Raw genomic sequence first — 9,907 nt, 5'->3', positions numbered from 1 at the left:
CCGTCAAAGCATTGGAGCCCGTAATATCAGCCTCAAAGTCACTGTCGCCATTGACACCGCGGAAAGCAGCCTTGCCGAATTCACCAATCGTGCCATACTTCGTCGTGTAGCTTGGGCTGACTACAATGTCATTTTCCGTAACCGTGTACGGCGTGATCCTGACATAGTTCGTCTCGTCATCCGTGATGTTATAGTTGCGGAGAACATCACTTGCACTGTTCAGCGCGGCCTTGTAATCATACTTGCCGACGTTGTTCGTGCGCGTATTGCCGTTGAGGTATGCCGTGCCATAGTCGCCGTTGTCGTAGGTGATGTCATCAGCATCGCCGTTGACCAGGGCCGTGTGGCTCGTCATATGACCATCGTCGAGTTTGACCGTGCCATAGACCGTGTCGATGCCCGTACGTTTAATTGTAAGATTTGCCTTTTCAACCGTTGCCGTGTTGTCAAGCTCTGCCGTCGATTTGCCCGTCAGGCCGTAGTTTTTCTTCATCTGGTCGCTGAGACCATTGAAGGAAACGACCGTATTGTAGGCATTTTCTGCTGCGTCCTGCGTCTTGCGGTCGCCGCCGTCTTTAACCAGGGCATCCGAATCCACAATATCCAGCTCTGCCTGATCGCCATTGACACCCGTGAAGGCTGCTTTGCCGAAGTCAGCAGTCTGGCCATAGACCGTTTTGTACGAAGAATTGATGTGATCTTTGTAATTCGTCTCATCAATCGTGTACGGCGTAACTTCTGCCTTACCGTTTTCGAAGTTGATCTTATAGTTGCTGAGTTTCTGGTCTTTCGTGCCAAGCAGCCTGTACGTACCGACATCCTTCGTCGCTTTGCCATTCTCGCCTGCACCTTCGTTGGTATAGTTGAGGTTGCCAAGCTCCGTCTTCAGGGCCGCTGCGTCATCGCCGTTTGCTGTCTGACCAATTGCATAATCATATTTAGACTCATCAAACGGCGTACCATAGATCGTCGAGACATCGCCGACTTTGACCGTCAGGTCTGCCTTATCGATATGCAAGTTCGCCGTATTCTTCGAAACTTCATAGTTATGAAGATTGTTTACCGTCGTGTTGATTGCATAATCGCCGACGTCATTCGTCTTCGCATCGCTCAGATAACCTTTGGTATTGTACGTCAGATTGACAATCGAATCCGTATCGCCGTTGACCAGACCGCTGATCGCGGAATGGAAGTTCTTGTCGACCGTGCCATACGTTGTCGTCTTATCATCCGTGGTGATCGTCAGCGGTGCTTTATTAACATGGATCGTGCCCCTCTTTACAGAGGTAACCTTATAATTGTTAGCACTATTGAAATAATACGTTGTAATGGAGTATCCTCTTACATCATTCGTATAGCGATGACCTTCGCTATCCGTTACGATGTTGCCATTTTTGTCCAACTTGAAAGCAGATACATTGTCCTCTACGGAAGTGCTTGCATCAAGTTCCTTAAGGATCTTGTCCTGCGAATCCCAGGAAACAAGGCCATTCAGATGAAGCAGATTACCTGCTGCAAGGGCATTATAGATCGTATCACCATCACCATAAGTGGTTTCAATGTCATCGGTAATGAGCTGAATATCCTTTTTCGTGATGACAGCGTTGTCGCCGGTTTTCTCCACTTCATAGTTCTTATTGATCGTATTCTGAAGCGAATCCAAATTTGCCTTGATCTCATAGCCGCCTTTTTTGACGTCATTCGTACGCTCTTCGCCATTGACTACTTTCAAAGCTTCCGACGCGCCATCCATTGTTTCGGTGGCTTCGCCGTCGCCATTGGTCAATCCGCTGATCGTAACGGCATTTTCCAGGCCTTTCTTGACTGCATCAACATCGCCATACGTGGCTTCAAAGCCCTTCGTGTTGACGGTCAGCTTAGCCTTCGTGACACTCGCCGTATCAGCAAACTCTTTGCTCGCTGCGCCGCCCTCGAACTGATAGTTCTTAGCCAGGGCATCGTTGAGTTCAACTGTCGTGCTGTAGTTGTCACCAACATCCTTTGTCACTTTGCCAGTCGTTTCGCCTGTCAGAGCAGTCGTATCCGTGATGGCAAGATCATACGTGCCATCGCCGTTGACACCGTGGAATGTGGCCGTGCCGAGGTCTTTTTTCGTGCCGTAGGTCGTCGTGTAGAGCGGCTTGCCGTCAATGCCAAGTTCATCTTTCTGGATTGTTTTCTTATCGACCGTAACGTCGCCATTACCCGTGAACGTGTAGTTGGCATCCATGTTAGTCGTGCCATTTACAGCATGAACATTGCTGAACTCAAGCTCATCTGCGTACGTGCCGGCATCGGCCGTCACGCGGCTGCCTTTGTTTGCTTCATATTTGCCCGTCGTGCTGATGGCATATTCCACTTTGTCCGTATCGAGCTTGTCATTGCCGTAAAGGCCCGTATCTCCAGAGCCAGACTCCGCATAAACGGTCTTGTTGTTCAGAGTGGCATCGCCATACGTCTGCGCTGCGCTGCCGTTCAGGTTTACCGTACGGCGGTTGATTTCAAGATTACCATTGATGAATTCAGCTGCACCATAGCCGTCTTTACTTTCCAGATTGCCGCTGACCGCAATGTCATAAATGGCCTTGTTGTTGTCATCTGCTGTACGCACACCGCCCGTACGGGTAGCTGCAGCAGCTGCACCGGCGCTCTCTGCATTGATCGTGCCCGTGTAATGGCTCATGACGTCGCCTTCCTGGAAGGCATTTTCATAATTATGAACGTCAATGTCGGTGCCATTCTGACCTTTGAACGCTGCCGCTTTCTTAACGGTCAGGTCGTTCTCGGAAAGTTCAACACCATATGTTTTTTCCTTATCGTCAGCCGCAACGTTCATCTTCGGCTGTACCTGGAAGATGTATTTGTTGCCGTCATTTGCTGCCGAATACGTGGAGCTCGTCGCATTCCACTGTGCATTCGTATTGCTGTTGAGGTTCGTGCCAAATTCGTCGCGGTCCGGCGAAGCGGAATAGACCTTCCAGTTGCCGTCCGTGCCCGTCGTGATAGCAGACGCGCCCGTCGTATTATTATGGAAGGAACCGTTCGCGCCGCGGGCGTCGATGATGACAGCATCATTGGCATTCGACGAAGTAATCAGAGCACCATTGCCGTCCGTGTTGTCAGCCAGCGTAATGGCACCATTGCCGTTTGCATCCGTAGAAACAAGACGAATCTTATCTGCATTCTGGATACCGTGTACGGTGATATCATCTGCAGATTCAATCGAAACCAGTCCATCCGTGGCAATATTGCCATTGACGTTGACATGTTTTTCTGCGCCCGTGGACGAAATCTCGACTTTTTTGTCTGCTGTAATCTTCCCTACATCAACATTGCCCTGTGTCGTAATTTTGACATTGCCGTTTGCCAGATCCGCTGCAGCGTTCGTATTGTTGTCGTGAACATAAATGGAATCGAGGACTTTGACATCGCCTGCAGTCGTTTCAATCGAGACGTTGCGCAGGCCTGTACCTACGCCGCTGCCCAGTTTTCCTGTATTGGCAGTCCCCTCTGTACCGACCGTAACATTACCAGCACCGCTGTTGATAGCAAGAGCGGAGTTTGGCAGTTCTGTCTCACGGATAAAGCCGTGAATCGTGCTTGCCCCATTGTGGACATCATCCCAGCCATTCTCATCGGTCCAGCCAATGGCAACGTAAGGCTGTTTCGTTAAGCCGTTGTTATTATTCGGTTCGCTATAGCCATTGCCGCCCTGTACCCAGTTGGTATACATACCATTCTGGTCGCTGCCCTGGCCAATGCCCGAAGAAATGTAGAACGTCGTGCCTTTTTCCGGACCCGTAACCCAGGCAAATTTACGTCCACTTGTACGGTTTGCCGACATATTGGTTGTCTCTTTGCCGCCGGTGAAGTATTCCAGAACTGCCCCACTCTTTTTGACCGCATTGGCCATTGCCGCCGAATTCTCATACTTGTCCGTAATCGTGACAAGATGGGTTCCATTCAGCTGCTTGCCATCTGGGTCCGCCGCGCTATTGCCCTGTGTTGCTGCAAGGTTAGCAAGTTCCCAAGTTTGGGCCAGCGCATTGCTAAGCTGAACTTTTTCAGCAGGTTTTAAGTCGCTATAATTAGCAACTACTTGCTGCCCATAACCATAATATGTCTGCCGGGCGATAGCAAACTTCTTCGTAACACCATTGCTATCCGTATATGTCTTGCCATAGATAGACTGCAGTATATTATCCCAATTCCGCGCTTGCTCCGTCCAATCACTAATTTTCCCTTCATAATAATCAACAAAGTCATGGTCCATGAACGCTTCGTACTTATTCATGGAAGCAACGTTCTTGGCAAACGTCACATTGCCGCCCGACGTATTGATACTCAAAGTACCGCCATTCAGCTGCAGACGCGCTTCATTCTGGATATTGACTGCACCGCCCGCCGTTTCAATGACGCGGTTCGCCTCGCCTTCCTGCGTGCTGCCAAAGAAAGTAGCGCCGTTTTTCCCTGTAGTCAGGGAGCCGCCGCCCGTTCTGATGTCCGCATTGATGTTGACACCGCCTTTGTCGTTGCCATCCGAATCTGCATTCAGGACAACGTTCAACGGGCTTGTTGCATTGATATCCGCATTGATATTAACGTCACCCTGCGACTCCAAGGTAAAAGTATTTTTACCCGTTGTCGTCTGATTGACGTCCAGTGCCGAATCCAGCGTGATATCAGCATTGCCATACTCTCTATCTACGGCCTGAATCTTGACATTATTATTCTGCAATGCCTTGATAATAGACGATGTTTTTAAGTATGTTGTGCCACTAGTGTACTGATTGTCTCCACTTGCAACTTTGGAACTTCCTGTATCATTGATAACAACATTCGTCGGATCGAGCAGCCACTCGCCGGCACTGCCTGTCCCGCCTGCTGCGTCGATGTTTGCTTTATCGCTGATTTCGAGGTAGTCGCCCGACGTTTCAATCAGACCGCCGTCAACATTGCCTTTTGCGAGGAGATTTGCGTCATCTCCTACGTGCGTTTCTGCGCCGATGGCCTTGATCGAGCCTGCACTCTGCCCGGCCTCCATGCCGGATGCATCAATCGTGCCGCCTAGCTCGACAACGCCGTGATCGCCGCCGTCCAGTAAAATTTCGCCTTTTTCATTCTGGCGAAGGGTCTTTGCTTCCATCGTGCCCGTGTTGTTCACAACGGTGCTCATGACATCGCCGGCACTCCTTGCCGTCATGACGAGATAACCGCCATTTGCCGAGAGCGTGCCGCTGTTTAGGGCTTTGGCCTGTGCCAATTTGCCGTCCACGGTGAAGTTAATCTTGCCTGCCGTATCAGCAGAAATACTGAGGTTCTTCGCAGCTGCCAGAGCTGTCGTGCCGCCCGGATTCGTGATTGTGCCGGTGTTTCGGGCATCGGCTGCATGCAGAACGACAAGGCCGCCTTCCGCGCGAATCGTGCCGGCGTTGATGACCTTGGCCTGCGAATCTTCCGGAACTGCCATTGAGATGGCACCGTCACTCGTGCCAAAGTTCATCATATCGGCATCCGAGATTTTCGCGGTCGAAGCCACGAGCGAGCCGACATCGACGCTTGCCCCCTTGCCGAAGAGCACGCCGTTCGGGTTGACGACATAGACATGGCCGTTGCCCGCAAGCGTACCATCGATGACCGAAGCGGCATTTCCTACCACGCGGTTCAGCGCCACGGCGTCCTTACCGGGCTGCTGGAATGTAACTCTTTCATCATTGGCAATGTCAAATCCGGCCCAATCGATAGCCAGGCGCTTGGAATCCTGGTTGATCGTCATATCCTTGTCCTGACGGGTAATTTCCCCTTTACCGGAACGGATATTCTCACCCTGTGGCATTGCGTAGGCGATACCGCCGACCGACATAGCCATTAAAGCAGCGGTAATCGCCGCTGTCTGGCGCTGCCATTCCTTTCTTTTACGCATCGCTGTTTTCATTTTGGTTCCCCTCTTTCGTTATATAGTAAGCATCTTCTTCCTTTCAATAAGCTGGATAAAAAACAGTATGATATAGGCAAAGTCAGACTGTTCCTTCCAAAAAATGATATGGGACAATAGTGAAGACGTCCGCCAAGCTGCAATCGCTTTTCTAAAGCGTTTTGCATGTTTATGCACCAACCAGAACATTTTGTTTTCACTATTCTATTTATATTATAGCACATAATCGAGAATACACAATAACGGATAATAATTTTTAATCATATATATTCTAAATGATATAGACTGAATTTATTAATATAAATAATGCATCATCAAACATAAACAAAGCTATTTTTACGATTTTTCCATTGATTTTTAGGTTATTTTATGCCATTTAATGCTATTATATGTAATTTCAAGACACGAATCTTCAAAAAACAAAAACCGTGTTCAATTCCCAAAAAGACCTTTTGCAGGAGTCTGTTCCGCCTATTAGTTCCTCTTTTTTCCAAGAAAAAAGCAGAGTGTCTGTTATACACTCTGCTTAAATTTTTATGTAATTCTATGCACGTTCATGACGCTATATGCAGTTTTATGCTGCGTATTTCTTAGAAATAGACACCGCCGCGGATCCAGAAATGGCCGCCCGAATGGTTTGTGTCGCTCGTCGGCTCTTCCGAACCGAGTTTCCAAGCGTAATCGGCACGCAGGAACCAGTCTTCATAGCGCGACCAGATGAGGCCGAGGCCGACGCCCTGCAGATTGCGGTGATTCTTGTAGCCATTGCTCAGGCTGCTGTCCTTGTTAAGCCAGATACCGCCGTGTTCGAGATAAGTCGCGAGGTGGAGCTGCTGGTCTTTGGCACCGAGTGGCAGGAGCCAGCGGAGCTCGGCGCGCGTCAGATAGCCCGTATCGCCGGAAGCCTCGCTTGTCGGATAAGCACGCACGCCGTACGGGCCGCCGAGGGCAAAATGCTCCGAAGAATCGAGATTGTTGAACGCGTACTGGCCGCGGGCCGAGAGCAGCAGATACGTGCGGTCGTTGAAATTTTGACGGCGAAGAATGTTCGCGCGAATCTTGTTGTACGTGCCATCCGTTGCACGGTCGCCAGCCAGCCATCGCGTAACCATATCGCTGGAATCAAAAGCCGAGTTCGTGATATGCCCAAATTTATACTCGAAACGCCAATCCGTTGCGCCCTTGCGGTCCTGCTCATCGCCATAAAGGGACCAGACAGCGGCATTGCCTTTCTTGTCCGCATACGTAGAATCCCAAAGACGGTACTCATCCTTGATATCGCTGTGCTCATAGCGCAGGCCCGTGTAGAGGTTGTGGCGCTGGCTGCGCTGGATCGCATAATCGAGACCAAGCGAAGCGATACGGGAATGTCCGACACCGTCGAGCGGTTCAAAAGTATCGCCGAGCTGATACGTCAGGACATTATAGCCAGCTGAAAGCTTCAGACCATCGCGGATGACCGGGATCGTGTAATTTGCACCCCAGTTGAAGAGTTCATTGCCCGTCGTCGTGATGCCTACGGCCAGATGGTCGCCCTCACGGGCAAGGTTCAGAAAGTCGTAGTCAAGGCCGTATTCATTGTAGCCCGTCGAACGGTTGCCGTAATTATCGATGGAAAAAAGGCCCTGCTTGCCGTTATGCGGGTTGAGGTCGAGTGTCACATGGACCGTTCCCGGGGTGTCACCCGTCGTCAGCACAGCCTTGGCGTCCGCACCGGCAAGATCCGAAAGCAGCCAAACCGCACGTTCGAGATTCGTGCGCGTCAAATAATCACCTTTTTTCAAGAAGGCGGTCTCGCGTTTGATGACGCTGTCATGGATTTTCGTGTTGTTCGTGATCGTGATGCCATCGAAACGTCCGACAACAACGGCATATTCGACCACACCGTTTTCGATTTTCTGGACCGGCAGATAGGCGTGGGCCGCGATATAGCCCTTATCGCGGAAATAACGCGAAAGCGTATCCGCTCCGTCCTGCAGGTCTTTAAACGTCAGCAGTTTGCCTTTTTTATCGGCCAAAAGAGCCTTGAGTGAATCCTCGCTGCAGATGTCCTGTCCCGTAATCTTAAAGTCATTGACCTGTACCTTCAGGGATTCCGGCAGATTCAGGCTTGGACGTTCTGCCTCTTCTACCTTCAGGTCTGCATTGCCAAGAGATACTCCGGCCTGATCCAATTCTTTTTTCGTCTGCTGCTCTTCCTGCAGTTTGCCAGCATTTACCAAGACATCACGATGACTGTCAATTTCCTGCTTCTGTGCCTCAGTCGGTACCGGTGCAGCCGAGGCCCAGCCCATATTCATAAAGCCAAAAGCTGCTGCGGCGGCCAGCATGCCAATTTTCTTATTCATACCCGTTTTTGCGTGTCTGCCATGTCTGCAGTGTTTCATATACAACACTCCTCTTTTTGTAAATTCTCTTCATTTGAATGGGAATCACTTTGCTTGCAACAGCAGACTTTGCCTATATTCAAGTACATATTCTCTATGTAAGGCAGAATTTCCTGCTCCTTTATATGAATACATAAAAGAATAAAAACAATCCGCATTCCGCGCAGGACAGACACTCCTGAAAAGCACAAAAAATAAGCTGTCTCCCGCAGGAAACAGCTCAATATTATATATGTAGGATATTAATAGATAGGCAAATTTTGTACATCCATCCGCCTTTCATCAGTCTTTGATATTCGTGATGATGCGGCCGAGACGCGTACCCGAGAAGAGGTTCCACGTCCATTTGATGGCAACGGTGAAGTTGGCATGCGCGCCGGCGAGGCGCAGGAGATGAACGAACATCCATGCGCACCAGGCGAGGAAGCCCGTCATCTGCGGGTTGATCTTCGTCTTGTCGACAACGGCTTCACCGCGGCCAATCGTGGCCATCGAGCCGAGATCTTTATAATGGAAGGTAGCGAGGTCATTCTGACCATGGATGAGTTTCATGATATTGTCATGAGCCGTCTGTGCCTGCTGCATGGCAACCGGAGCAACGGTCGGCAGCGGGCGCTCCGTACCGTGCTGATAATGCGCGCAGTCGCCGATGGCAAAGACGCAGTCGCTGCCTTCTACCTGCAGTTTCTCATTGACGATGATGCGGCCGCCGCGGTCGACTTCGCCGCCGCAGTCCTTGATGAACGGCACGGCCTTGACACCAGCTGCCCAGATAACCGTAGATGTTGGAATCGTGCTGCCATCCTTGAGCTTGAGTTCCTGACCATCGTAATCGACAACCTGCGTGTTCAGCATGACATCGACGCCCTTCTTGCGCAGGACTTTGACAGCATGCTCGCGCAGATTCGGAGCAACCATCGGCAGAACATTCGGCGTAGCTTCGATGAGTTTGACGGAAACTTCATCGAAATCGAGGTGATGGAACTCTTTTTTCTGAATGCCGAAGAGTTCTGTCAACGCACCGGATTCCTCAATGCCCGTCGGGCCACCGCCAACGACGACGAACGTCAGCATGCGGCGGCGGACTGCAGGATCCTTTTCCTTATTGGCACGCTCAAACATATGCAGAACATGATTGCGAATATGCAGGGCTTCCTGCAGGGTCTTCATGCCATAGGAATTTTCCTCAACAGACTTCATGCCAAAGTAATTTGTCGTAGCACCGGCAGCCAGAATCAGATAATCATAAGAAATTTCTCCGTGATTCGTCAGCAGGACCTTGCGTGCCTGGTCAACGCCTTCCGCCTTAGCCATGAAGAATTCAACATTCTGATTCTTGCGGAAAAAAGTACGAACCGGATAAGCGATCTCATCCGTATCGAGAACAGCCGTCGATACCTGATAAAGAAGCGGCTGAAACAGTTGAAAATTATGGCGGTCCACTAACGTTACGTCAACATCTTCCTTAGCAAAAAGCTTGGCCAGCTTAACGCCGCCAAAACCTGCACCGACAATGACAATACGTGGTTTTTTCTGATCTGCCATGATAAGTCCTCCCCTAAGACAAGCTTACGAATAATTGCAC

3 protein-coding genes are annotated in these 9,907 nt (G+C 50.2%); all 3 read right to left on the bottom strand.

Annotated features, from left to right (window positions below; genetic code table 11):
• The coding region (locus tag ACI4OH_RS00875) for a two-partner secretion domain-containing protein (protein ID WP_439783953.1) at positions 1 to 5,935 on the bottom strand (5,935 nt) is incomplete at its 3' end.
• A 590-nt stretch (positions 5,936 to 6,525) separates the two neighbouring features.
• Positions 6,526 to 8,322, bottom strand: a complete 1,797-nt coding sequence (locus ACI4OH_RS00870) for a ShlB/FhaC/HecB family hemolysin secretion/activation protein (RefSeq protein ID WP_435721427.1) — start codon at positions 8,320 to 8,322, stop codon at positions 6,526 to 6,528.
• Between the two features lie 282 nt (positions 8,323 to 8,604).
• Positions 8,605 to 9,867: an NAD(P)/FAD-dependent oxidoreductase gene (locus ACI4OH_RS00865; protein ID WP_432646886.1), complete on the bottom strand. Its 1,263-nt coding sequence runs from the start codon at positions 9,865 to 9,867 to the stop codon at positions 8,605 to 8,607.
• Positions 9,868 to 9,907: the final 40 nt, after the last annotated feature.

The sequence above is a fragment of the Mitsuokella apri genome (genome assembly GCF_051886055.1).
Taxonomy (GTDB): Bacteria; Bacillota; Negativicutes; order Selenomonadales; family Selenomonadaceae; genus Mitsuokella.
This window is presented reverse-complemented; position numbering and strand designations above follow the sequence as displayed.